Here is a 23927-nt window from a genome sequence, read left to right on the forward strand (position 1 = left end):
CACTGTTCGGGTAAAATCGACGTTTTACAACAACCTCAAATTCTTTTAGACGTTTTATACTCTGTTCTGAACTCTCAATAGCGCGACCGAGACGGAGACTATTTGCGGAGTTTGTATTCGCGAAAATTAATAATACTCCACGGAAAATGAGGGTTTTGTTGCCGGTAATGTGTGTGCGTCGGCGGTTCTGTCCGGCGAACCGACGCGTCGGCGGCAGACGTGCGTCTGACGGGCGCGGCGGCCCTGCACGCTTGACAACCCTTAAGATGGCATCGCGGTTACGCGGAGCCAATGAAGGTAGTCGTCTCTGTCGGCGGGAGCGTGCTGGTCCCGGACCTCGACGCGGACCGGGTCGCCGCCTACGCCGACGTCCTCGAACGGCTCGACGACGCGGGGCACGACCTGGCCGTGGTCGTCGGTGGCGGGCCAGCGGCGCGTGACTACATCGGCGCCGGGCGCGAACTGGGGGCCAACGAGATAGAGCTCGACCAGCTCGGCATCGCCGTCACGCGATTGAACGCCCGTCTGCTCATCGCAGCCCTGGACGACCGGGCCGCGCCGGTTCCGCCGGAGGACCACGAGACCGCCCGCGAGGCGCTGCGCCGCGGCGACATCCCGGTCATGGGCGGCACGGAGGCCGGCCACACGACCGACGCCGTCGGGACCGCACTCGCCGAGTACACCGACGCGGACGTGCTCGTCTACGCGACCAGCGTCCCCGGCGTCTACGACGCAGACCCCAACGAGGACCCCGACGCGACGAAGTACGACGAGATGAGCGCCGCGGACCTCGTCTCGCTGGTCAGCGAACTGGAGATGGACGCGGGGAGCAACGCGCCCGTCGACCTGCTGGCGGCGAAACTGCTCGACCGCGCCGGTCTGCGCGCCGCCGTCGTCGACGGTACCGACCCCGAGACAGTCGCCGCGGCCGTCGCGGGCGACCACGACGGCACCGACATCCTCCCCGAGACATGACCGGCGAAGACCCCTACGAGGTCGGCAGCAGCGCGAAACGCGCCTTCTGGGCCGACGCCGTCGCGGACGTCATCGAGGCCCGCGACCCCGACGACCCCATCGTCATCAAGGGCGGCGTCTCCCCCTCCGGCGTCCCCCACATCGGGCACTTCAACGAGATTCTGCGCGGCTACTTCGTCGCCGAAGCGCTGCGCGACCGCGGCCACGAGGTTCGGCAGGTGTTCACCGCCGACGACAGGGACGCACTGCGGGCCATCCCCCGGACGCTCGCCGACCTCGACGGCAACGTCGTGGGCCTGGGCGACGTCGACGCCGGTGCCCTCGGGCGCAACCTCGGCAAGCCATACACCGACATCCCGGACCCCTTCGGCTGCTGTGACTCCTACGGCGACCACTTCACGACGCTGCTGGAACGCCACGCCGAGGCCGTCGGCGTCCCCGTCGAGTTCGTCTCGAACACCGACCGCTACGAGAGCGGCGACTTCGAGGCCGTGACCCGTCACGTTCTGGAACACGCCGACGAGGCCCGCGAGGTGCTGGCTGAGTACCAGAACAAGGTCGACGACGACTACGTCCCCTTCGTCCCCCAGTGCGAGAACTGCGGCATTCTCACCGAGGGCGTCACCGAGGTGGACCTCGACGCTGGCACCGTCTCCTACGTCTGTACGGACCGCGAGGCCGGCGACGACACCATCGAGGGCTGTGGCCACGAGGGCACCGTCTCGCTACGGGAGGGCAAACTCCCCTGGCGCTTCGAGTGGCCCGCCCAGTGGCAGATTCTCGGCGTCGACTTCGAACCCTTCGGCAAGGACCACGCCGAGGGCTCCTGGCCGAGCGGCGAGGACATCGCCGAGAACGTCCTCGGCATCGAGCCGCCGGTGCCGATGGTCTACGAGTGGTTCACGCTCGACGGCGACGCGCTCTCCTCGTCGGCGGGCAACCTCGTCACCGTCGACGAGGTGCTGGAACTGCTGGAACCGGAGGTGTTCCGCTACTTCTTCGCCAAGGAGCCGCTGAAACAGCGCGACTTCAGCATCGAGCACTTAGACCAGCTGGTCGACGAGTTCGACCGCTTCGAGCGGGTGTACTTCGGCGAAGTCGACGCCGACGAGGAGGAGCGCGAACGGGCCGAACGGGCCTACCCGATGCTCGTCGACGAGGTCCGCGAGCAGCGACTCCGCATCCCCTACACCTTCGCGGCGGTGCTGGGGATGACCGACGACCCCGACCTGCGGGAGGAAATCGCCCGCCGCGAGGGGCACATCCCCGACGACGCCCCCGAGTGGGCCGTGGAGGCTGCGCTCGCCCGCGTCGAGCGCGCTCGCGAGTGGGCCCGGCGCACGGGAAACGAGTTCGACTACGAACTCAAGCGGGGGTCGATGCCAGACGTGGACTTCGACGGCGAGACGGCCACCGCCCTGGACGAACTCGCCGACTTCGTCGAGGCCGGTCACGAGGGCGAGGCCATCCAGGGCGAAATCTACGAGACGGCAAAGCGACACGACATCCCAATCGGGGACTTCTTCGGGGCCGGCTACCGCCTCTTCTTCGACGACGACGAGGGGCCGAAACTCGGACCCTTCCTCGGCAAACTCGACCGCGAGTTCGTCGTAGCACGACTTCGACGCGAGCGATAACTCCTGTACGGGAACCAAACGCTCTTTGCGCGTTGTCCCTTCCCTCAGGTAATGGCAAGCACGCTGACGTGGGTGCTCGCCGGCATCGTCGTCTACACGGTCGGCGCGATGGCGCTGCGAGCACGGGGTGCCCTCCCCGAGTCGATACGCGTCTCCGGTCCCATCATCACGTGGCACACGAAGCGCGGCCGGCAGTTCCTGAACCGACTGGCCCGGCACCGGCGATTCTGGCGAGCCTGGGCCAACGTCGGGGTCGGCATCGCGCTCGTCGTGATGGTCGGCTTCGGCATCGTGGTCCTGCTCTCGGCGCTCGCTATCGGTCTCAGCCCCGAGCAGGCCGCGGACTCCCCCATCAGAAACCCACAGAACGCCCTAGTCATCCCCGGCGTCAACGAGTTCCTCCCCCTGTCGGTCGCCCCCGAAATCATCCTCGGCCTCCTGCTGGGCATGGTCGTCCACGAGGGCGGCCACGGCCTCCTCTGCCGCGTCGAGGACATCGACATCGAGTCGATGGGCCTCGCGATGTTCGCCTTCGTCCCCATCGGCGCGTTCGTCGAACCCGACGAGGACGACCGCATGGCCGCCAACAGGGGCGCACAGACGCGCATGTTCGCCGCCGGCGTCACCAACAACTTCGCGCTGACGGCAATCACGTTCGCACTCCTCTTTGGTCCCATCGCCGGCTCTATGGCCGTCGCACCCGGCGTCGCGGTCGGCGACTCCTTCGCCGGCTCCGGGGCAGCGACCGCCGGCATCGGCTACGGCGACCGCATCACCGCCGTCAACGGGACGACCGTCGACAACGTCACCGAACTCGGTGCCGAACTGGACCGCGTCCAGAGCGACGCAGTCGAAATCACGATGAACGACGGCGAGACCGTCGTCGTCGACCGGCGGGTCACCATCAATCGGGTGGTACAGGGGGTCCTCCCCAACGTCTCCTTCGCCGGCGAGCGCCTGCCGACTATCGAGTCGGTCAACGGCACCGAAGTCGCGACCGAGCAGCAGTTCGCCGACGCCGTCTCCCAGCGCCAGGTCGCCGAACTCGCCATCGACAACGGGACCGCGACGCTGCCAATCGGCGCGTTCGTCGCCCAGACCGACGCCAACGGCTCGCTCGTCGACGCTGGTGCCCCCGCGAACGCCTCGCTCGTCGTGACGAGCGTCGACGGCCAGCGGACGGTCAACGCCTCGGCGCTCGTCGCTGCCCTCGACGGCTACGACCCCGGTGACACCGTCACGGTTGAGGCCTACATCGACGGGCAGCGCCAGACGTACAACGCCACGCTGGCCGCGAACGACGACGGCGAGGCGGTCCTGGGCGTGCAGATTCGTGGGGGCTACTCCGGCATCGTCGTCGGCGACTTCGGCATCGACGCGTACCCGGCCGCCCGCTTCCTCACGCTGCTCGGCGGCGGCCCGCCGACCGACCTCGGGTTCCTCCAGTCCATCTTCACCAGCATCTCGGCAGTGCTGTTCATGCCCTTCCTGGCCGTGTTCGACCCGAACACCGCCTACAACTTCGCCGGCTTCACCGGGGAGATAGCCAACTTCTACGTGCTCCAGGGGCCGCTTTCGATACTCGGCGGCGGGACGTTCCTGCTGGCGAACGTCCTGTTCTGGACCGGGTGGATAAACTTCAACCTCGCCGTGTTCAACTGCATCCCGGCGTTCCCGCTTGACGGCGGGCACATCCTCCGGACCAGCACCGAGGCCGTCGTCTCGCGGCTCCCGGTTCCCGACCGGTCCCGCCTCGCCAGCACCATCACGACGGTCATCACCCTGACGATGATTGTCGCCCTGCTCATCATGCTGTTCGGACCGGCCCTGCTCGCCGGCGCCTGACGGTCCGACCTGACTCGAAAGGCAAGGTTCCTTACTGCGCCACTCCAACTCCCGGCCATGCCCGACCGACGCGACCCGCCACCGACGGACGAGGGCTGGTACGCCCTCCACGACTTCCGGAGCATCGACTGGGACGCCTGGCGCGACGCCACCGAGCGCGAGCGCCAGCGCGCACTCGACGAGGCCGTCGAGCACCTCGACACCCACCTCGCCGTCGAGGACGCCGACGACGGCGCGTCTGCGCTGTACTCCATTCTGGGGCACAAGGCCGACTTCCTCCTGCTGCACCTCCGGCCGACGACAGCCGACATCGGCGCAATCGAGCGCCGCTTCGAAGGGACCGACTTCGCCCGCTTCACCGAGCGGACCACCTCCTTCGTCTCCGTGACCGAGGCCTCGGGCTACTCCGAGCAGGCCCGGGACTACTTCACGGGCGACTTAGACGAGAGTTCGGGACTGTACAACTACATCCAGGGCCGGCTGCAGCCGTCGATTCCCGACGCCACGCACGTCTGCTTCTATCCGATGGACAAGCGCCGCCAGCCAGAGCAGAACTGGTACGACCTGCCCTTCGACGAGCGCGCCGAGCACATGGACGCTCACGGCGACATCGGCCGCGACTACGGCGGGAAAGTCAAGCAGATGATTACCGGCGCAATCGCCATCGACGACTGGGAGTGGGGCGTCACGCTGTGGGGCGACGACCTCGTCGACATGAAGGACCTCCTCTACGAGATGCGGTTCGACCCCTCGACCTCGCAGTACGCCGACTTCGGCTCGTTCTACGTCGGGCGCCGCTTCCCGCCGTCGGACCTGGAAGCGCTGCTGGCCGGCGAACCGGTCCCGACCGACGAGCAGGGCGGCGACGTGGCCGACGCCGGCCCGGTCCACCCCGCCGAGGCAGCGGGCCACGGACACGGCGACGGTGACGGACACGGCGGCCACGACGACGCCGACCACGCTGCCGATGCCCACGCCGACCACGGCCACGCCGAGGCCGCCGAGGGCCACGAGGAGCGCGCGGGCGGCGACGCAGACGACCACGGGAGTGCGCACCCCGGCAGCGCCGCGGAGGGCGACCACCCCCACGACGGCGAGGAGACGGAGACGGAGACGGAGGACATCGCCACACTGCTCGGCACGCTCGGCCTCCACGAGGGCGAGGAGTACGACGCCGGCGACTACGGGCTCGTCCTCTACTCGACGGCCGACGCCGGTGACCTGGCCGACGAGGTGGACGACCTGCGGGGTAACTTCGAGCACTACGACTCCCACGTCACCACCGTCGTCCGCGCCCACAGCGGGCGCGCGGCCATCGCCAGCATCTGGGACAACGAAGGCGCGGCCGACACGGCCCACGGCTTCCTGACGGACCTCTCCGGCGTCACGGAGACCGTCCGCGGCCCGCTCGACGGCAGCGGCGAGACCGAGACCGAGGCGACCGAGGACGACGGCGGAGCCGAGAGCATCCGCGAGGAACTGGCCGACCTCGACATCTACGCCGGGCAGCCCCACGGCGAGGACATCTACGCGCTGGTGCTGTACTCCGAGGCCGACCGTGACGAACTGGTCGCGTCGGTCGAGGACCTCGCCGACGGGTTCGACCGCTACGACACCCACGGCGGGACGAAGGTCTACGAGGACCCCGACAGCGAGCGCACCGCCGTCGTCAGCCTCTGGGAGACCGAGGACGCCGCAGACACCGCCAGCGGCTACCTCGCCGACCTCCCCGGCGTCGTCGGCTGGGCCGGCGAGGGCGAGGGCTTCGGCACGATGGGCATGTTCTACACCGTCAAGCCCGAGCACCGCGAGGACTTCGTCGAGAAGTTCGACGTCGTCGGCGGTATGCTCGCAGACATGGACGGCCACCGCGACACCGCGTTGCTGGTCAACGTCGACGACGAGAACGACATGTTCATCGCCAGCCAGTGGGACTCGAAGGAGGACGCGATGGGCTTCTTCCGCTCGGACGCCTTCTCGGACACCGTCGACTGGGGCCGGGACGTCCTCGCCGACAAGCCGCGGCACGTTTTCCTCGCCTGAACCTTTTTGCCGGTCGGGTTCGCCGATGGCGAACCGCTCCCGGCAAAAATCTTCACCAAAAAGGCCGGACGCTCCCTGCGGTCGCGTCCGGTGTCGTTCGAAAGGCGACGGCGCCTTTCGTGATGCCGAGAGAGCGAAGCTCTCTCGTAGCAAACCGCGCTCGCTTCGCTCGGCGGATATTCGTCGGCACGCAGTTCCCTACCCGCGATACGCCTGAGCGGTCACGACGATGCCGGCGATGACGACGACGCCGCCGGCGACGGTGAGCGCGCCCGGAATCTCCACGAAGACCAGCGCCGCGAGCACCGTCGAGCCGACGGGTTCGCCCACCAGCGAGACGCTGACGAGCGAGGACGGGACGTGCTCTAAGGCCCAGTTGATGAGCGTGTGCCCGAGGATGCCGGGGCCGACAGCCATCCCCAGCATGAGCGCCCACTCGTGGGCCGCATAGCCGGATAGCGGCTGTCCCTGGACGAGCAGGCTGGCGAGCAGTCCGGCCGCGGCGACGCTGTAGACGACGAGCACGTAGGGGACGACGGCGACGCGCTGGCGGATAGAGCGCCCGCTCAGGACGTAGGCCGCGCCCGCCACCGCGCCGAGGACAGCGAGGCCGTTCCCGAGCAGCGGCTGCGGTGCGGTCGACATGCCGAGCAACCCCTCCGCGGACATCGCGGCGACGCCGACGATGGCGACGAGGATGCCGCCGACGACTCGTCTGGTCACGCGCTCGTCCAGCAACAGGGCGGCACCGGCGGCCACGAAGACCGGCTGGGTCTGGACCAGCGTCGTCGACGCGGCGATGGTCGTCCGGTCCACACTCTCGAACCACGTTGCGAAGTGCGCCGCCAGGGCGAGGCCGGCGAGGCCCGCAGCGAGCAGGTCACGCCGCGACGCCCGCGACAGCTCCTTCCCGCTCCCGCGTGCCAGCGGGAGCAACAGTCCCACCGTAAAGAGCACGCGGTAGAAGGCCATTACCGGCTCCGGCGCGTCACCGGCGCGGATGAGGATGGCGCTGGTACTCGCCGCCAGAACTGCGAGGCCGACGGCCGCGAGCGCGACCTGTCGCTGGCCGAAGCGTGCGACGAGTCGACCGGCGAGGCGACTGTGAACGGCCACGACTGCCGTCTGTGCGCACGTCGACTAAACCCCGCCGATTAGAATCCGGGCGGCGACTGGTTCTCCGCTGCACTCCTCGGTCGACGACCGGCTACCCGCTGAACTCCTCGGTCAGCGCCGGCACGACGTCGAACAGGTCGTCGACGATACCGTAGTCGGCGATGTCGTAGATGGGTGCCGAGGGGTCGTCGTTGATGGCGACGATGGTTTCGGCGCCCTTCATGCCGGCGACGTGCTGGACTGCCCCGGAGATTCCGATGGCGATGTAGACGTCCGGCGTGACGACCTTGCCCGACTGGCCGACCTGCCGGTCCTTCGGCAGCCAGCCGTTGTCGACGATCGGCCGGGAGGCCGAGACCGTCGCGCCGAGGGCGTCGGCCAGGTCCTCGATGATGTCGAGGTTGTCCTCTTCCTCGATGCCGCGGCCGACGGAGACGAGCACGTCCGCGTCGGTGATGTCGACGTCCCCGGCACCGACCTCCTGGAAGCCGGTGACCGTCGAGCGGACCGCGCTCTCGTCGACGTCGACGTCAAACGAGTCGATTGGGGCCTCGCCAGTGCCGTCGGCGGCGGGCCACTCGCCGCCGCGGATGGTCACGACGGCGCGCTCGCCGGCCACGTCGAGTTCGCCCTCGGCCTTTCCGCTGTAGAGCTCCCGCGTGACGGTCAGTCCGTCGTCGACGTCCAGCGCGACGGCGTCGGTCACCAGCGGCAGGTCGAGTCGGCTCGCGACCGCCGGCACGTAGTCGAGTCCGTTGACGCTGTTGGGCGCGACGACGTACGTCGGGTCGACGGCGTCGGCCAGTTGCTCGATGGCCTGGACGTACACGTCGTGGTTGAACTCCTCGCCGCGCTCGACGGTGTGGACGGCGTCGACGCCTTCGCGATTGAGGCGCTCGGCGTACTCGTCGACGGCCCCGCTGATGACGGCGACGTGGAGCTCGCCCCCGGTCGCGTCGGCGAGTTCGCGGCCCGCGGTGATGACCTCGAAACTCACGTCCCGGAGTTCGCCGCGGCGGTGCTCGGCGACTGCGAGGACCGTCATGCGTCCACCCCCTTCTCCCGCAGCAGGTCAGCCAGTTGCCCGGCGGTCTCCTCCGCGCCGCCCTCGAACAGTTCGGCCTCGCCCTCGCTCTCGGGTTCGTACAGCGACTCCAGGGTCAGCGACAGCGGCAGGTCCTCGCCCGACAGGTCGAGGTCCGCCAGCGACTTCACGTCCAGCGGCTTGCTCTGGGCCTGTCGAATCCCGCGCAGGCTCGCGTAGCGCGGGTCGTTGATACCCGTCTGGATGGTCAACACGGCGGGCAGGTCGACATCGGTCAACTCCTCGACGCCGCCTTCGAGTTCGCGGTGGACGCGGGCGACGCCGCCGTCGCGGTCGAGGTCCAGGGTGTTGACGACGGCTGCCCACTCCATGTCGAGTTGCTCGGCCAGCGTCACGCCGGTCGCGCCGAAGGAGTAGTCGCCAGTCTGGACGCCGCTGAGGACGAGGTCCGGCTCCTCCTCGCGGGCGACGGCGGCGAGCAACTGTGCCTTCGTTCCCGGATCTATCACGTCGGCGTCGGCCAGCGCGTCGTCCCACACCCGGACGGCGCGGTCGGCTCCCTTCGCGAGCGCCTGGCGGATGGTCTCCTCGCTGCGCTCGGGACCGATGCTGACTGTGACTACCTCCACGTCGTCCTCGGCCTCGGCGAGCTGGACGGCCTCCTCGACCGCGTAGTTGTCCCACTCGTTGAGGTCGAAGGTGAGATAGCGCTCGTCGATGCTGGTGCCATCGATTTCGAACTCGTCGTCCGCGGCGGCTACCTCGGCCACCGTTACCAGAACCTTCATACGCGGTACTCGGGTGCGGCTCGAATTAAACGTTACCGCACACGTGCCGCCCGCCGGTATCCTCTGCTTACCGGCTCCTGGCTACTCCTCGACGTCGGTGATGTCCTCGTCCGGGAACGAGATGAGGTTCTCGCGGCCGATGCGGAGCTTGTCGATGCGCCCCTCCTCCTGCATCGCCGAGAGCAACTGTGAGACCTTCGCGTTCGACCAGCCGGTCTCCTTGACGATGTTCGCCTGCTTCATCCGCCCGCCGTTCTGTTCCAGCAGGCGCTCGACGCGCTCCTCGTCGCTGAGCAACTCCTCGTCGATGTCGTCTGTCGACTCCTCTTCGCCGGTCTCCCCGGTCGTCATCGTCGCCTCGGCTGTCGGCGGTTCGGTCGGCGGCGCGTCGACTCCGCTGGCCCCGTCACCCGGGGACGGGAGGTCGACGTCCTCGCGCTGGACCACGAAGTAGCCGACCACCGCGAGCGCACCTGCGCCGAGGAGGAACAGCACGACCCACAGCATGTCGCCCTCGTCCGGGTCCTCGCCTGGCGGCGTCCCGGGTGCCGTTCCGGTCCCCCCGTTCGGCCCGCTCCCGGTGAACGTCGCGTCGAGCGTCGATGGCCCGAAGGCCGCGGGGCCGTCCCACTGGAGGGTCCCGTCTTCCGGCGCGACGCTCGCGTTGACGACGCCGAACCCCTCCGGCGGGCGAATCGTCAGCGTCTGGTCGGGGCCGAGGCCGGGGAGCCACTGTCCGCCGGGCGTCCGGAAGACGTCCCCGATGACCAGCCCGTCGGGTTGGACCCGCCCGAAGTTCGTCCAGGTGAACGAGAGCGTGAGCCGACCGGTGCCGTTCTCGACCGTCCCCTCGGGCGCTGCCGTCCGGGTGACGTTCGTGAGTTCCATCGAGCGCCCCGTCGCCTCGCCCGCGAGGCTGCTGGCCTCCCGGAAGGCCGGGAGTCCGAGCGCCGCCGTCTCGTTGTTCCGGAAGGACTCCGCGAGGTCGCGGTAGGCCGCGGTCTCGTTGGCCGTCGTCAGGTTGAACGTCGTCGAGACGTGCCAGCGCGCGTCGCCGTCGGCCTGCAGCGCCACGACCAGCGAGGTCTCTCCGCCGGTCGCGTCCGAGACCTGCTGGGGGGCGTGCGCGTCGGCGGTCGCGGCCAGCCCCGGGCCCGCGACGGCTCCGAGAACCGCGAGGAGGACCACTATCAGGGTGGCAACCGACCCCGAAGACATACACGGGTTTGCTTTCCCGACGGGGAAAACGCTTTCCATCCGGTGATAAAACGTTACATCGCATAATAAACAGTCTCGGCGGCGCTCGTGGCGTCCCTTCTCCTCCGGGCGAGGGGACTGATTTTAGTATCCGGGCGCGCATTGCACCGATAGATGCCACAGACGTTCCCGCTGCCTTATCTGCTGGTCGCCGCCCTCTGTCTGGCGGGGCTCGTGACCGCTGGTGCGGTCGTCGCGGCCGAACCGCCAGCGACCGCGCCCGCGCCTGCGGTCGACGACTCCCTCGGCGATACAGTGACGGTCACCAACACCACGAACTACGTCTTCCCCGCCGGCGACGGTCCCTCCCGCCAGAGCTACGTCCGCAGCGACGTCGACGTGGCCGGGGCGGTCGCGACCGACGTCGAACGCCTCCAGGGCCAACACGAGGTCCTGCGGTTCGAGCACCGCTACGACGCCCGCAACGAGTCCGAGGGCCGTCTCGTCGCGGTCGACGAGACCATCGACCGGACGGAGGCGCGGCTGGACGCGCTGAACGCCCGACAGGAGACGCTTTTCAGCGCGTACACCGACGGTTCGCTCTCGACCGACGCGTTCCTGCGCCGGCTGAGTCGGCTCGACACTGCGGCCTCCGAATCCCGAAACGTCCTCCAGCGCGTCCGGTCGCGCGTGCGCGCCGACCTGGACACGCGACTCCCGGTCTCGACGGAGACCAGACTGGCGGCCCTGCGTGCCGACCTGGTCGCGATTCCGGGTCGCATCTCGACGCAGGTGACCGCGACGGTCCGCGGCGAGGCCGACCCGACGACGCTGTACCTCCAGGGGACGGGCAACGGTCTCGTGCTCGCGACCGTCGACGAGACGGAGTACCGCCGGCAGGCGACGCTGCGCGACGAGTACACGCCGGACGCGCCCAACCAGTTCGCCCTGGCCGAGGAGGAGCCGATATCGCTGGCGTTCGACCGCGCCCGCGAACTCTACCCGTGGGTCTCCGAGAACCTCCAGAGCATCAACCGCATCGCCGGCTTCGGCGACTCCGACGTCTACCTCATCGACCTGAGTCACCCCCACGGCGACCTCCGGTCGTACATCCACGGCGGGTCGACCAACGTCTTCCACGAGGAACACCGCCAGAACCCCGACTCGCTTCCGGTCCGGTTGACCGCCAGCGCCGAGAACGGGTCCCTCGGCGTCAGCGTCGCTGCGACTGCCGAGACCGGTCCGATGCGCGTGACGGTCACGAGCGCGACGACGGACGTCCCGACCGACGCCGTCGTCCGCGTCAACGGGCAACCAGTCGGGAGTACCGGGGGCGACGGCGAACTGTGGACGATTCGGCCGACCGGTTCGTTCACCGTGAACGCGACGAGCGGCGACGGGACGAGCGTCGTCGTCTCGCCGTAAGCGTCGTCGCCGTCGGCCGGGCGCTCGTCCGGTCGTCGACTAGCGGTCGGGAACCTGCGCGACGGTCGTAATCGCGCGCGGGCTCCCCGGTCTGGACTGCTGGATGACGTGCTCGAAGTCCTGGTAGCCGGCCTCGGTGAACATCCGGTCGGCCTCCTCCTCGTCGTAGAACAGCATGATAGCGTCGGCGAGCTTCTGGAAGACGCTGTTGTTCGGATAGTCGGGGCCGACGACGAGCACCTGCCCGCCGGGTTTCGTCACGCGCCGGAGTTCGCGAAGCGCCACGACGGGGTTGGGCCAGTACTCGATGGAGCCCGACGACCACACGACGTCGAAGGTGTCGTCGGCGAAGGGCAGTCGCTCGGCGTCCCCGCGGTGGAAGCGGACGGGCCCGCGCTTGCCGAACTTCGCGTAGGCCTTCTCCAGCTGGTGGGCGCTCTGGTCGAGCCCGTAGATGTGGTCGGTCCGCTCCAGGAGGCCCTCGGTGGCGAACCCGGTGCCACAGCCTACGTCCAGGACGTGGTCGTCGGGCTCGATGTCGAGCATGTCGATGGCCTCGTCGCGCATCGACTCGTCCCAGATGAAGGGGTTGATGCGGTCGTAGACCTTCGAGAGGTACTTGTAGAACGTCCGTGCGCGTGCCTTGTTTTCGAGGACGCCCATTGCACCGGTCTTAGGGGGTGACCGGCATAATTCCACGGATTCCGAGCCTCGCGGGACGGCCCCGCACGCGAGATGCGCTTTCGCAACTATCAAATAGGCTTTCGTGGTACATTTGGACGATTGAGGAATGCCAGAGACACAGGTACTCGAACGCATCAAGGACGCCGAGCGCGAGGCCGACGAGATCGTCGCCGAAGCCGAGGAGGAGGCCGACGAGCGAATCGCCGAGGCCCGCCAGGAGGCGGACGAAATCCGCGAGGAGGCACGCGCGGAGGCCGACGAGATGGCCGAGGAGCGCCTCGCCTCCGCTCGCGAGGAAATCGAGGCCAAGCGCGAGCGCATCCTCGAAGAGGGGCGCGAGGAGCGCGAGGCCCTGGAAGCGGACGCTCAGGACCGCGTCGACGAGGTGGTCGAGCACGTCACAGAACTCTTCGAGGAGGCGGTACATGCTCAGACCTGAGCGGATGAGCCGGGTCTCGGTGACCGGCTCCAAGGGCGTCATGGACGACGTCGTCGAGACCGTCCACGGCCTGCGGATGCTGCACGTCACCGAGTACGACGGGTCCTGGGAGGGCTTCGAGCCAGGCACCCCCGAGGAAGGGGCCGACGAGGCCTCCCAGAAGCTCGTGACCGTCCGCTCGCTGAAGTCCATCCTCGGCGTCACCGGGGAGGACGTCGGCCCGAGCAACCAGCTGGTCACCGAGGAGGCCCTCGAAGACCAGCTCGAAGACATCCGCCAGGACGTCAACGAACTCGACGACCGGCGGGACGAACTCCGCGACGAACTCCGCAGCGTCGAGGAGCGCATCGACACGATGGAACCGTTCGTCGCGCTGGGTATCGACCTCGACCTGCTACGGGGCTACGACTCGCTCGCGGTCCGCGTGGGCGAGGCAGACGCGACGGCCGTCGAGTCGGCGCTGGCCGACAGCGACATTGACACGTACGACGTGAGCGCCGCCGACGGCGTCGTCGCCGTCTTCGCGTACGCCGACGGGGAGACGTTGCAGGACGCACTCGTCAACGCCAACTTCACTGCCATCGAAGTGCCCGATGGCGACGGGGCACCGAAGGAGTACCTGGAGGAACTGCGCCACCGGAAGCAGCAACTCCAGTCCAAGCTCCAGACCGTCGAGGACGAGATAGAGGACGTACGCCTCGAAGTCGGCGGCTTCCTGCTCGCGGCGGAGGAGGAGCTGACCATCGAGGTGCAAAAGCGCGAGGCACCGCTGACCTTCGCGACGACGGAGAACGCCTTCGTCGCCGAGGGCTGGCTGCCCACCACGAAGGTTCCCGAGTTCGAGAGCCGGCTCTACGACGCGGTCGGCGACCACGTCGAAATCGCGGAACTCGAACAGGCCGAGTACGACGAGGACGGCCACGTCGTCGACCGCGAGGAGGTCGAACCCGGGAGCGAACCCGGCGGCGCACCGACCGCGGCGGACGGCGGCGCGGACGAGGCCGCCACCGACGGCGGCGAGCAGCAGGCTCGCGCCGACGGTGGCACTGTCACGATGGGCTCGGACGACCCGCCGGTCATCCAGGACAACCCCGGCAGCGTCAAGCCGTTCGAGGCGCTGGTCGAGGTCATCAACCGGCCGAAGTACTCCGAGTTCGACCCGACCTTCTTCGTCTTCCTGACGTTCCCGGCCTTCTTCGGGTTCATGATCGGTGACCTCGGTTACGGGATTCTCTACATGGGCATCGGCGCGCTGTTGATGTCCCGGTTCGACAACGACGTCATCTCCAGTCTCGGCGGCGTCGCCCTGTGGGCCGGTGCGTTCACGGCGGTGTTCGGCGTCCTCTACGGCGAGTTCTTCGGGCTGCACCAGCTCGGTGAAATCGTCTTCGGCGGCGAGCCGCCGATGCACAAGGGGCTCCAGCCCGCCTTCGCCAAGTACGCGCTGACGTGGCTGACGGTGAGCGTCTTCGCCGGACTGGTTCATCTCATCATCGGCTACGTGCTCGACTTCGTCGAGAACCTCGAACACGGCGTCGTCGACGCCGTCACCGAGAGCGGGTCGTGGATTCTGATGATGGTCGGCATCTGGGCGTTCATCTTCAGCAGCTTCGCCGCCAGCGTCAAGCCGGCGTTCCTGTTCGCCTCCTTCGCCCGCCCCGACCAGATTCTGCCCGGCTCGGGCGGGATGACCGTCGAGGAGTTCCACGCAGCCGGCAACGCCGCGGCGTCGGTGTACCCCATCGGGTTCAACGGCCTCCCCGAGGTCGCCGGTCTGGCCGGGCTTGGCATGTTCGCCGTCGGCCTGGTCATGCTCGCCTACGCCGACCTCATCGAGGTCGTCGAGTTCCTGAACGTCCTGGTGAACGTGCTGTCGTACACCCGGCTGGCCGCAGTGCTGCTGGCCAAGGCAGGGATGGCCTTCGTGGTCAACCTCCTGTTCTTCGGCGCCTACAGCCACAACGGGGAGTTCCACTTCCTCATCAACGAAGGGCCGGCCGGACCGAGAGCCGAGTTCGGCGCTGAAGCCGTCATGTTCGACGGGCTCATCCACATGGGCATCGTCGGCGTGCTCTTCGGCATCGTCGTGTTCGTGCTCGGCCACCTGCTGGTGCTCGCACTCGGTGTCACGAGTGCCGGCCTGCAGGCGGTGCGTCTCGAGTACGTCGAGTTCTTCGGGAAGTTCTACGAGGGCGGCGGCAAGCCCTACCTCCCCTTCGGCAAGGAACGCGAGTACACGAGCGACTGACGCGGTCGCTGTTTTCTTCGTTTCTCTACGTTTCCCTCGTAGGTACTAATCCGTCTCTGGCACCGCCGCCGAGACGCCTGCTACCAGCTCACAACGTCACCAGTGAGACGCCGTTAAACGGCGGAATCGCAAACCAGCAAGTCGGTTTGGGAAGTTTTATGAATACGGTGACGCGAAATACGCCTGTTCGGACACACAAGAGGACGAATCCATGATTGACGCACTTGCACCCCTGATGAGTGTTGTACTGGCAACTGGTGAACAGGCAGCGGCTGCCCCGGCTATCCCCCCCACAGCGGGCGCTGCGCTCGCAGTCGGTCTCGCGGCTCTCGGTTCCGGGATTGCAGAGCGCGGTATCGGCGCTGCGGCCGTCGGTGCGACCGCCGAGGACCCCGACATGTTCGGTCGTGGCCTCATTCTTACGGTCCTTCCGGAGACCCTCGTCATTCTGGCGCTGGTCACGGTCTTCGTGGTCTAAACGCCCTTCCATTTTCAACAATGAGCCTCGAAACAGTCGTAGAGGACATCCGAGACGAAGCGCGCGCGCGTGCGGAGGAGATACGCGACGAGGCCGACGCCGAGGCCGAAGAGATACTCGCTCAGGCGGAATCCGACGCCGAGGAGATACGGGAACAGCGCCAGCGTGAGGTCGAACGGCAGATCGACCAGGAGCGCGAACAGAAGCTCTCCAGTGCGAAACTGGAGGCCAAGCAGGACCGTCTCGAAGCCAAGCGTGACGTCCTCCAGGACGTCTACGAGGCGGTCGAAGCGGCAGTCGCCGACCTGGACGACGGCCGCGAGGAACTGACCCGTGCGCTGCTGGACGACGCCGCCGCCGAGTTCGACGAGGACGACGAGGTCAAGGTCTACGGTCGCGCCGATGACCAGGACCTGCTGGAGTCGATTCTCGAGGAGTACGACGGCTACGAGTACGCCGGCGAGTTCGACTGCCTGGGCGGCATCGTCGCAGAGAGCGAGACCTCGCGTGTTCGGGTCAAGAACACGTTCGACTCCGTACTCGACGAAGTGTGGGAGGACAACCTCCGCTCGATTAGCGAACAGCTGTTCGAAGACCAATGAGTATTCGAACGGAACAGAACCGGGAAGCCGGCAACTACGAGTACGTGACCGCTCGCGTGCGGTCGCGCCGAGCCGCGCTGTTCGACGACGACGACTACCGGAAACTGCTCCGGATGGGCACCGGCGAGATCGCGCGGTTCATGGAGGAGACCGAGTACGAGACCGAGATGAACGCGCTCGGATCCCGGTACGCGGGCGTCGACCTCGTCGAGTACGCCCTCAACCGGAACCTCGCCAAGCACTTCGAGGACCTGCTGCGGTGGTCCGACGGCCGGCTGTACGACCTCATCGCGCGGTACCTGCGGAAGTTCGACAGCTGGAACGTCAAGACGGTCATCCGCGGGCTGTACTCCGACGCCGAGCGCGCGGACATCGAGGACGACCTCATCCGCGCCGGCGAGTTCTCCGACCGGCAGCTCGAACAGCTGCTGAGCGCCGACTCCATCGAGGGCGTCGTGGAGGTACTCTCGGGGACGATGTTCGAGGACGAACTCGAAGCCGCGCTGGAGGTCTACGAGGACACCGGGACGCTGGTGGCCCTGGAGAACGCCGCCGACCGCGCGTTCTACGAGACGCTCCTGTCGGGCATGCCCGACACGGTCGAGGGCGACTCGCCGGTCGGCCTGTACCTGGAGTTCCTCCGGGCCGAAATCGACTTCCGGAACCTCCGGAACGCGCTGCGGCTCGCACGTAGCGGCGCGGACCTGGACCCCTCCGAGTACTACATCGACGGCGGGCGGCTGTTCGACGCCGACGAGGTACGCCAGCTCGTCGGCAACATGGACCAGCTCGTCGAGCACATCCGGCAGAGTCCCTACGGGGACGACCTGGACGCGGCGCTGGACACGCTGGCCGAGGCGGAGAACCTCATCCAGTTCGAGCACGCGCTGGACGCGGCGCTGCTGGAGTACTCCGACAAGCTCTCGAACCGGTACCCGCTGTCGGTCTGTCCGGTGCTCTCCTACGTCCTCGCCAAGGAGCGCGAAGTCGACAACATCCGGGCCATCGCCCGCGGACGCGAGGCGGGCCTGTCCCCCGACGACATCGAACAGGAACTGGTGATGCTATGAGTCAGGAGATAGCAGTCATCGGCAGTCCGGATTTCACTACCGGCTTCCGGCTGGCAGGCGTCCGGAAGTTCGAGGAGATACCAGACGACGAGAAAGACGACGAGCTGGACGACGCGGTGAGCGGACTCCTGTCCGACAACAACGTCGGTATCGTCGTGATGCACGACGAGGACCTGGACCACCTCTCGCGGGGTGTCCGCCAGGACGTCGAGACGAGCGTCGACCCGGTGCTGGTGACGCTGGGCGGCCCGGCCGGCAGCAGCGGCCTGCGCGAACAGATCAAACGAGCCATCGGTATCGACCTGATGGAGGAAGACTAACATGAGTCAAGCAACAGAGTCTGACGTCCGTGAAGACGGCGTCATCGAAAGTGTAAGCGGCCCCGTCGTGACTGCGACGGACCTCGACGCGCGGATGAACGACGTCGTGTACGTCGGTCACGAGGGGCTGATGGGCGAAGTTATCGAAATCGAAGGGAACCTGACCACGATTCAGGTGTACGAGGAGACCTCCGGGGTCTCGCCGGGCGAACCCGTCGAATCGACGGGGTCGCCCCTGTCGGTCGACCTCGGGCCGGGGATGCTCGACTCCATCTACGACGGCGTCCAGCGCCCCCTGGACGTCCTCGAAGAGAAGATGGGGTCGGCGTTCCTCGACCGCGGTGTCGACGCACCGGGTATCGACCTGGAGCGAACCTGGGAGTTCACCCCCGAAGTCGAGGAAGGCGACGAGGTCGAGGCCGGCGACGTCGTCGGGATCGTTCCCGAGACGGCCAGCATCGACCACAAGGTGATGGTGCCGCCCGACTACGAGGGTGGCGAAGTCGTCGCCGTCGAGTCCGGGAACTTCAACGTCGAGGAGACGGTCGTCGAACTCGACAACGGCGAAGAGGTGCAGATGCGCCAGGAGTGGCCGGTCCGCGAGGCGCGGCCGACCATCAACAAGCAGACGCCGACCGAACCGCTCACGTCCGGTCAGCGCATCCTCGACGGCCTGTTCCCGCTCGCGAAGGGTGGGACGGCCGCGATTCCCGGCCCCTTCGGGTCGGGCAAGACCGTCGCCCAGCAGTCGCTGGCGAAGTTCGCGGACGCCGACATCGTCGTCTACATCGGCTGTGGCGAGCGCGGCAACGAGATGACGGAGGTCATCGACGACTTCCCGGAACTGCCGGACCCCCAGACCGGCAACGCGCTGATGGCCCGGACCTGCCTCATCGCGAACACGTCGAACATGCCCGTCGCGGCGCGTGAGTCCTGTGTGTACACGGGCATCACGATTGCGGAGTTCTACCGCGACATGGGCTACGACGTCGCGCTGATGGCCGACTCCACCTCGCGGTGGGCCGAGGCCATGCGCGAAATCTCCTCGCGGCTGGAGGAGATGCCCGGTGAGGAGGGTTACCCGGCCTATCTGGCCGCCCGCCTCTCGGAGTTCTACGAGCGGGCCGGCTACTTCAAGAACATCAACGGCACCGAGGGCTCCGTGTCGGTCATCGGGGCCGTCTCGCCGCCGGGCGGTGACTTCTCGGAGCCGGTCACCCAGAACACGCTGCGCATCGTCAAGACGTTCTGGGCGCTGGACGCCGACCTCGCGGAACGGCGGCACTTCCCGGCTATCAACTGGGACGAGTCGTACTCGCTGTACCGCGAACAGCTCGACCCGTGGTTCGTCGACAACGTCGCGGACGACTGGCCCGAGCAACGCCAGTGGGCCATCGACGTCCTGGACGAGGAGGGCGAACTGCAGGAGATCGTCCAGCTCGTCGGGAAAGACGCGCTGCCGGAGGACCAGCAGCTGACGCTGGAAGTCGCGCGGTTCCTCAAGGAGGCGTGGCTGCAGCAAAACGCCCTGCACGACGTCGACCGCTACTGTCCACCCGAGAAGACCTACCTCATCCTGGGTGCCATCAAGACGTTCAACGACGAGGCCTTCGACGCACTCGACGCTGGCGTCCCGGTCGACGAGATTACCGAAATCGACGCGCTCCCGCGCCTGAACCGCATCGGCACGACGCCGGACGACGAGGCCGATGCGTTCGTCGAGGAACTCGAAAGCGACATGACTGAACAGATTCGCGCACTCTACTAACAATGAAAGAATACCAGACTATCACGGAAATCAGCGGACCGCTGGTCTTCGCCGAGGTCGACGAACCCATCGGCTACAACGAGATCGTCGAAATCGAGACCGCGGACGGCGAGGTTCGCCGGGGGCAGGTGCTCGACACCTCCAGCGGCACGGTCGCAATCCAGACGTTCGAGGGAACCGGCGGCATCGACCGCGAGTCGTCGGTCCGGTTCCTCGGCGAGACCATGAAGATGCCGGTCACCGAGGACCTGCTCGGTCGCGTCCTCGACGGGTCCGGCAATCCCATCGACGACGGCCCCGAAATCGTTCCGGACGAGCGACGCGACATCGTCGGTGCGGCGATCAACCCCTACTCCAGGGAGTACCCCGAGGAGTTCATCCAGACCGGCGTGTCGGCCATCGACGGCATGAACACGCTGGTCCGCGGCCAGAAGCTCCCGATTTTCTCGGGTTCCGGCCTGCCGCACAACGACCTCGCACTCCAGATTGCCCGGCAGGCGACGGTGCCGGAAGAGTCCGAGGGCGACGGCGACGGCGAAAGCGAGTTCGCAGTCATCTTCGGCGCGATGGGTATCACCGCCGAGGAGGCGAACGAGTTCATGGACGACTTCGAGCGCACCGGCGCGCTGGAGCGGTCGGTCGTCTTCATGAACCTCGCGGACGACCCCGCAGTCGAGCGGACGGTCACGCCGCGACTCGCCCTCACGACGGCCGAGTACCTCGCTTTCGACAAGGGGTATCACGTGCTGGTCATCCTGACGGACATGACCAACTACTGTGAGGCGCTGCGCGAAATCGGCGCGGCACGCGAGGAGGTCCCGGGCCGGCGTGGCTACCCCGGGTACATGTACACTGACCTGGCACAGCTGTACGAACGTGCCGGTCGTATCAAGGGCCAGGAGGGCTCTGTTACGCAGATTCCCATCCTGACGATGCCCAGCGACGACATCACGCACCCGATTCCCGACCTGACGGGGTACATCACCGAGGGGCAGATTCTGGTCGACCGCGACCTCAACAGCCAGGGCATCCAGCCGCCCATCAACGTCCTGCCGAGCCTGTCGCGGCTGATGGACGACGGTATCGGCGAGGGGCTGACCCGTGGCGACCACGGTGGCGTCTCCGACCAGATTTACGCCGCGTACGCGGAGGGCGAGGACCTGCGCGACCTGGTGAACATCGTCGGTCGCGAAGCACTCTCCGAGCGGGACAACAAGTACCTCGACTTCGCGGACCGCTTCGAGGCGGAGTTCGTCGAGCAGGGGTACGACACCAACCGCGACATCGAGGAGACGCTCAGCATCGGCTGGGACCTCCTCTCGATGCTGCCGAAAGACGAGCTTAACCGCGTCGACGAGGAGAACATCGAGAAGTACTACGTCGAGGAAGCGGACGACGAGACGGTCGAAGCCGAGGCCTGAGCAGTAACCCGCCCTTTCCTGACATCCGTATTACATCACTCGTCGGGGCCCCGGCAATTACTGATTTGGCCCGGCGAGGTGCGCTACGAGCCTAAACGATTTGGTAATGGGACTAAGTATGTTCCCGCACTAGTACAAACTGGGTTATGGTACTGCAATCAGGAATGGACGCACTCGTGGCACAGTCGACGGTAAGTGACCTGCTGGCCGAGGCGGGCGGCCCTGTCGAGCCGGCGCTGTGGCTCGGAACTGCCGGGATGTTCCTGGGCATGCTGGCCTTCGTCGCGATGGGTTGGGGCGAGACGAACGAGCGGATGCAGGAGTTTTACATCGTCACCATCTTCATCGCGGCGATCGCGTTCGTGAACTACCTGGCGATGGCGCTCGGATTCGGCGCGACGGTCGTCACGGTCGGTGGCGAGGAGAAACTCATCTACTGGGCCAGGTACACGGACTGGTTCTTCACGACGCCGCTGTTACTGCTCGACCTCGGGTTGCTTGCCGGGGCGACCCGTAACGAACTGGCCGGACTCGTCGGTCTCGACGCGGCGATGATCGGCACCGGTGCCGTCGCGACCCTGACCGGCGACCTCGCGGGCGACGTCGCAATCAGCACGGAAGTCCAGCGGCTCATCTGGTGGGGCATCTCCACGGCGCTCCTGCTGGTGCTGCTGTACTTCCTGTACGGCACGCTCAGCGAGAAGGCCCGCCAGCTTCCGGAGGCAGCGCGGTCGACGTTCACGACGCTCCGGACGATGATAGTCGTGTTGTGGCTGGTGTACCCGATCTGGTGGCTCATCGGCACTGAGGGCCTCGGGGTCCTGCCGAACCTCGGCATCGAGACGCTCGGGTTCGCAGTGCTCGACGTGACCGCGAAGATCGGCTTCGGGTTCATCCTGCTCAGCGCCCGCGACGCCATCAGCGAGGCGACCTCGGGCGCTGCTGCCGAACCGGCTGACGACTAATCACGGAGTATAACTCACTCCGTTTCCTGCTGTTAGCATAGCTCCCAGTAGAGAGTCCCATGTCTCCCGCACTCACCTACCTCGATTTCCTCGCCCTCTTCGTCGTCCTCCCGTTGTCGCTTCTGACCGTCGCGTCCGCCGTCCGGTACCGCCCCGACCGCGCGTCGCGGCGCGTCCAGGTCGGCGGCGTGGCACTCATGGTCGCGCTCGCGCTCGTCTACACGACCCCGTGGGACAACTACCTCATCGCCCGCGGCGTCTGGTTCTACGGCGAGGGGACCGTGTTCATGCGCATCGGCGAGATGCCCCTGGGTGAGTACCTCTTCGTCGTCTTCCAGTCGGTCATGGTCGGCGTCTGGACGTTCGCCCTCGACGGCAGGGTCGACCCGACAATCGGGCACTCCTGGCGGGACCGACTGCTGGGCGGACTGGCCGGCCTCGCCGTCGGCGCCGTCGGGGTGGCTTTCCTGCTCGGGCCGCCGGAGACGCTGTACCTGGGTGCCATCTTCACGTGGGCGGCACCGGTCTTCGCCCTCCAGTGGGCCGTCGGCTGGCGCTACCTGGTCGCCGTCCGCCGGCGGGTGGCCGCGATGCTCGCGGTGCCGGTGGTGTACCTCTCGACTATCGACCGCTACGCCATCGAGCAGGGGCTGTGGACCATCTCGCCGGAGTACTCTACCGGTCTCACCGTCGCCGGTCTCCCGGTCGAGGAAGGAGCCTTCTTCCTGTGCACGTCGCTGTTCGTGGTGCAGGCGCTCGTCCTCCTCCGGTGGGTGATCGCGCGATGGGGCTGACCGACGGGGCCGTCGCGGGCCAGACCGCGCGCACCGCACTCGGCCGGGCCTCGCTGTTTCTCGGCTGGGCACCGCTGGCCGCGCTCGTCCCGCTGTCGCTGTTGCTCCCGTCGATTCCGACGACCTACCGCTATCTTCCCTTGGTCGCCAGCGCCGTCGTCTTCGGGATGCCACACGGCGCGGTCGACTACGTCGCTCTGCCACGGGCCCGGACCGGCCGGGTCGACCTCCGCGGCGTCGCGGGCGTGGTGGCGCTGTACCTGGCCGCCGGCGGGGCCTACCTGGCGCTGTGGTTCCTCGCGCCCGTCCCCGCTGCGGCCCTGTTCATCCTCCTGACCTGGTTCCACTGGGGGCAGGGCGAACTCTACGTCCTCCAGGGGCTGTACGCGGCCGACCACGTCGACGACTTCACCCAGCAGGTGCTGACCGTCGTCGTCCGCGGCGGGTTGCCGATGCTCGTCCCCCTCTTTGGCTTTCCGGGCCGGTACCGCGAGGTGGTCGACACCTTCGTCGCACCCTTCGGCGGGTCGGCGGGGTCCTGGTGGCTGTTCGACGCCTGGCCGCGCCTGCTGTTGATGGCCGGGTTCGGCCTCGTGACGATTCTCACGCTGGCCCGCGGGTGGACCCGGGCGGTGGACCGACGGGGCTGGCGGCTGGACGCCGCCGAGTGCGGCCTGCTCTGGGTGGTCTTCTTCTTCGTTCCGCCGGTGCTGGCCGTGGGGCTGTACTTCTGTCTGTGGCACTCGGTGCGCCACATCGTCCGCGTCATCTTGCTGGACGAGGCCTCGGTCGAGGCGGTCGTCGAGCGCCGGTTCGGTCGGGCACTCGGGAAGTTCGGCCTGGAGGCAGCGGTGCCGACGGCCCTCGCGCTGGCCTTCGCCGGGGTGCTGTGGTGGACGACGCCCGACCCCGCGCAGACGCTGGCGGGCGCGACGGGGCTGTACCTGGTCGCCATCTCCGTGCTGACGTTGCCCCACACCGCCGTCGTCCTCGCCCTCGACCGGGAACAGGACCTCTGGCACCTGTCGTGACGAGCCGACGGCGTTACGGCGTTCCGGCGGGTAGGG

General features: G+C 67.5%; 21 protein-coding genes. 16 read left to right on the plus strand and 5 right to left on the minus strand.

The genetic code is table 11. The features are described 5' to 3' along the window. The first annotated feature begins 291 nt into the window (after positions 1 to 291). Genes pyrH through WDJ57_RS14745 form a run of 4 tightly spaced genes read left to right on the plus strand, consistent with a single transcriptional unit; the run spans position 292 to position 6500 of the window. Positions 292 to 975 (plus strand): UMP kinase, encoded by a 684-nt coding sequence (gene pyrH / locus WDJ57_RS14730; protein ID WP_338901581.1) that lies wholly within the window; start codon positions 292 to 294, stop codon positions 973 to 975. Beyond that, the gene (gene lysS, locus WDJ57_RS14735; RefSeq protein ID WP_338901582.1) at positions 972 to 2612 is read left to right on the plus strand and encodes a lysine--tRNA ligase; all 1641 of its coding nucleotides are present in this window, start codon (positions 972 to 974) and stop codon (positions 2610 to 2612) included. Before pyrH ends, lysS begins: the two co-directional genes overlap by 4 nt. 51 nt (positions 2613 to 2663) lie before the next feature. Continuing rightward, positions 2664 to 4457, plus strand: a complete 1794-nt coding sequence (locus tag WDJ57_RS14740) for a site-2 protease family protein (protein ID WP_338901583.1) — start codon at positions 2664 to 2666, stop codon at positions 4455 to 4457. 57 nt (positions 4458 to 4514) lie between these two features. After that, entirely contained in the window at positions 4515 to 6500 is a 1986-nt protein-coding gene (locus tag WDJ57_RS14745; RefSeq protein ID WP_338901584.1) for a heme-binding protein, read from the plus strand. Positions 6501 to 6698: 198 nt separating this feature from the next. On the opposite strand, the gene WDJ57_RS14750 is transcribed toward WDJ57_RS14745, so the two are convergent. The 4 genes from WDJ57_RS14750 to WDJ57_RS14765 all read right to left on the minus strand — a co-directional run bounded on the left by WDJ57_RS14750 (position 6699) and on the right by WDJ57_RS14765 (position 10667). Then, positions 6699 to 7529, minus strand: coding sequence for a DMT family transporter (locus WDJ57_RS14750; protein WP_338906305.1), 831 nt, complete (start codon positions 7527 to 7529; stop codon positions 6699 to 6701). A 178-nt stretch (positions 7530 to 7707) separates the two neighbouring features. After that, entirely contained in the window at positions 7708 to 8661 is a 954-nt protein-coding gene (locus tag WDJ57_RS14755) for an electron transfer flavoprotein subunit alpha/FixB family protein (protein WP_338901585.1), read from the minus strand. After that, positions 8658 to 9449, minus strand: coding sequence for an electron transfer flavoprotein subunit beta/FixA family protein (locus WDJ57_RS14760; protein WP_338901586.1), 792 nt, complete (start codon positions 9447 to 9449; stop codon positions 8658 to 8660). The genes WDJ57_RS14755 and WDJ57_RS14760 overlap by 4 nt, the downstream gene beginning before the upstream one ends. An 81-nt stretch (positions 9450 to 9530) precedes the next feature. Further along, positions 9531 to 10667, minus strand: a complete 1137-nt coding sequence (locus WDJ57_RS14765) for a helix-turn-helix transcriptional regulator (RefSeq protein WP_338901587.1) — start codon at positions 10665 to 10667, stop codon at positions 9531 to 9533. 153 nt (positions 10668 to 10820) lie between these two features. On the opposite strand from WDJ57_RS14765, the gene WDJ57_RS14770 reads away from it, so the two are divergent. After that, the gene (locus tag WDJ57_RS14770; protein WP_338901588.1) at positions 10821 to 12071 is read left to right on the plus strand and encodes a DUF7096 domain-containing protein; all 1251 of its coding nucleotides are present in this window, start codon (positions 10821 to 10823) and stop codon (positions 12069 to 12071) included. A gap of 39 nt (positions 12072 to 12110) precedes the next feature. On the opposite strand, the gene WDJ57_RS14775 is transcribed toward WDJ57_RS14770, so the two are convergent. After that, entirely contained in the window at positions 12111 to 12734 is a 624-nt protein-coding gene (locus tag WDJ57_RS14775) for a methyltransferase domain-containing protein (protein WP_338901589.1), read from the minus strand. 127 nt (positions 12735 to 12861) lie between these two features. Between WDJ57_RS14775 and ahaH the strand changes: the two genes are divergently transcribed. From ahaH to WDJ57_RS14830, 11 genes are all read left to right on the plus strand, one after another. After that, entirely contained in the window at positions 12862 to 13194 is a 333-nt protein-coding gene (ahaH, locus tag WDJ57_RS14780; protein WP_338901590.1) for an ATP synthase archaeal subunit H, read from the plus strand. Next, positions 13181 to 15442, plus strand: coding sequence for a V-type ATP synthase subunit I (locus WDJ57_RS14785; RefSeq protein ID WP_338901591.1), 2262 nt, complete (start codon positions 13181 to 13183; stop codon positions 15440 to 15442). Before ahaH ends, WDJ57_RS14785 begins: the two co-directional genes overlap by 14 nt. Positions 15443 to 15653: 211 nt before the next feature. Continuing rightward, positions 15654 to 15920, plus strand: a complete 267-nt coding sequence (locus tag WDJ57_RS14790) for a F0F1 ATP synthase subunit C (RefSeq protein WP_338901592.1) — start codon at positions 15654 to 15656, stop codon at positions 15918 to 15920. A gap of 20 nt (positions 15921 to 15940) precedes the next feature. Continuing rightward, positions 15941 to 16522, plus strand: coding sequence for a V-type ATP synthase subunit E (locus WDJ57_RS14795; protein ID WP_338901594.1), 582 nt, complete (start codon positions 15941 to 15943; stop codon positions 16520 to 16522). After that, positions 16519 to 17592, plus strand: coding sequence for a V-type ATP synthase subunit C (locus WDJ57_RS14800; RefSeq protein WP_338901596.1), 1074 nt, complete (start codon positions 16519 to 16521; stop codon positions 17590 to 17592). Before WDJ57_RS14795 ends, WDJ57_RS14800 begins: the two co-directional genes overlap by 4 nt. After that, positions 17589 to 17912: a V-type ATP synthase subunit F gene (locus tag WDJ57_RS14805; RefSeq protein WP_338901597.1), complete on the plus strand. Its 324-nt coding sequence runs from the start codon at positions 17589 to 17591 to the stop codon at positions 17910 to 17912. The genes WDJ57_RS14800 and WDJ57_RS14805 overlap by 4 nt, the downstream gene beginning before the upstream one ends. 1 nt (position 17913) lies before the next feature. Continuing rightward, the gene (locus WDJ57_RS14810) at positions 17914 to 19680 is read left to right on the plus strand and encodes an ATP synthase subunit A (RefSeq protein ID WP_338901598.1); all 1767 of its coding nucleotides are present in this window, start codon (positions 17914 to 17916) and stop codon (positions 19678 to 19680) included. A 2-nt stretch (positions 19681 to 19682) separates the two neighbouring features. Beyond that, positions 19683 to 21101, plus strand: coding sequence for an ATP synthase subunit B (locus WDJ57_RS14815; RefSeq protein WP_338901600.1), 1419 nt, complete (start codon positions 19683 to 19685; stop codon positions 21099 to 21101). Between the two features lie 257 nt (positions 21102 to 21358). After that, on the plus strand, positions 21359 to 22066 hold the full coding sequence (locus tag WDJ57_RS14820) for a bacteriorhodopsin (protein ID WP_338906306.1): 708 nt from the start codon (positions 21359 to 21361) through the stop codon (positions 22064 to 22066). Between the two features lie 59 nt (positions 22067 to 22125). Continuing rightward, on the plus strand, positions 22126 to 22860 hold the full coding sequence (locus tag WDJ57_RS14825) for a lycopene cyclase domain-containing protein (protein ID WP_338901602.1): 735 nt from the start codon (positions 22126 to 22128) through the stop codon (positions 22858 to 22860). After that, positions 22851 to 23891: a Brp/Blh family beta-carotene 15,15'-dioxygenase gene (locus WDJ57_RS14830; protein WP_338901604.1), complete on the plus strand. Its 1041-nt coding sequence runs from the start codon at positions 22851 to 22853 to the stop codon at positions 23889 to 23891. Before WDJ57_RS14825 ends, WDJ57_RS14830 begins: the two co-directional genes overlap by 10 nt. Positions 23892 to 23927 lie beyond the last annotated feature (36 nt).

It is taken from the genome of Salinibaculum sp. SYNS191 (assembly GCF_037338445.1).
Lineage (GTDB): Archaea > Halobacteriota > Halobacteria > Halobacteriales > Haloarculaceae > Salinibaculum > Salinibaculum marinum.